The organism is Streptomyces sp. BR123, from assembly GCF_013401435.1.
Lineage (GTDB): Bacteria > Actinomycetota > Actinomycetes > Streptomycetales > Streptomycetaceae > Streptomyces.
In genome coordinates, this window is the sequence record NZ_JACBGN010000642.1 from 1 (window position 1) to 871 (window position 871).

Consider the following 871-nt stretch of genomic DNA (forward strand, 5'->3'; position numbering starts at 1 on the left):
GTGGGGTGAGGGGGTGTCGGCACGGTCCGCCGCCGCGGGGGCGGCCGTGGTGGCACCCCGGCCCGGGACGAGGGCGGCGACCAGCCACAGCAGGCCGATGCCGAGCAGCAGCGTCGCGACGTCGAGGAACGCCGCGAGCAGCGCGGTGAGGGCGGGTCCGGCGAGGGTGGACGCGCGGACGGCCGTGGTCATGGCGGCGTTGGCCTGCTGACGGCGCTCGGGGTCGACGGTCTCGGCGGTGAGCGCCTGGAAGGCCGGGCGGCAGGCGCCCTGACCGGCGCCCGCGAGCGCGGCGCCGGCCGTCATCAGCAGGAGCGAACGGCCGAGCCCGAGGGCGAGGAGGGGCGCGGCGACGGCCGCAGCGAGGGCGGACCAGAGGACGACGGCGCGGCGGGAGTGCCGGTCGGCCAGTACGCCGCCGACGGCGACGGCGAGGAGGAACCCGGCGGTTCGGGTGCCCAGGACCAGGCCGAGGCCGGTGGCGCCGAGGTCGCGGTGGAGGACGGCGAGCCCGAGGACGAAGGGCAGGGCCCAGGTCGCGAGCCCGGAGGCGGTGGTGCCCGCCCACAGGCGCAGGAACGCGGTGTCGCGCAGGACCGAACGAGGCGGCAGCGCTTCGGACTTGGTCGCCGCGGGCGGTGGTGTGGGTGTGGGGGTGGCGGTCACGGTGTGGTTGCTCCTTGAGGGCGGGGCGGCGGCTCGGGGAGACGCACCCCGGGTCGTTAATGAAAATGATTGCCATTACAGTACCCTTCGAACACGGTGCTTCTGCCCCGTGCACGACAACACCTGCCGTCCCGGGCCCCACCGCCTCCTGTCCCTGCCCCCTGTCCCTGTCCCTGCCCCCTGTCCCTGTCCCTGTCCCTGTCCC

1 protein-coding gene is annotated in these 871 nt (G+C 75.7%); it reads right to left on the reverse strand.

Going from position 1 to position 871, the window contains the following annotated elements:
* Positions 1 to 612 (reverse strand): MFS transporter (locus tag HYE82_RS36825; protein ID WP_179178570.1); only part of this gene is annotated, 612 nt, incomplete at its 3' end.
* Positions 613 to 871 lie beyond the last annotated feature (259 nt).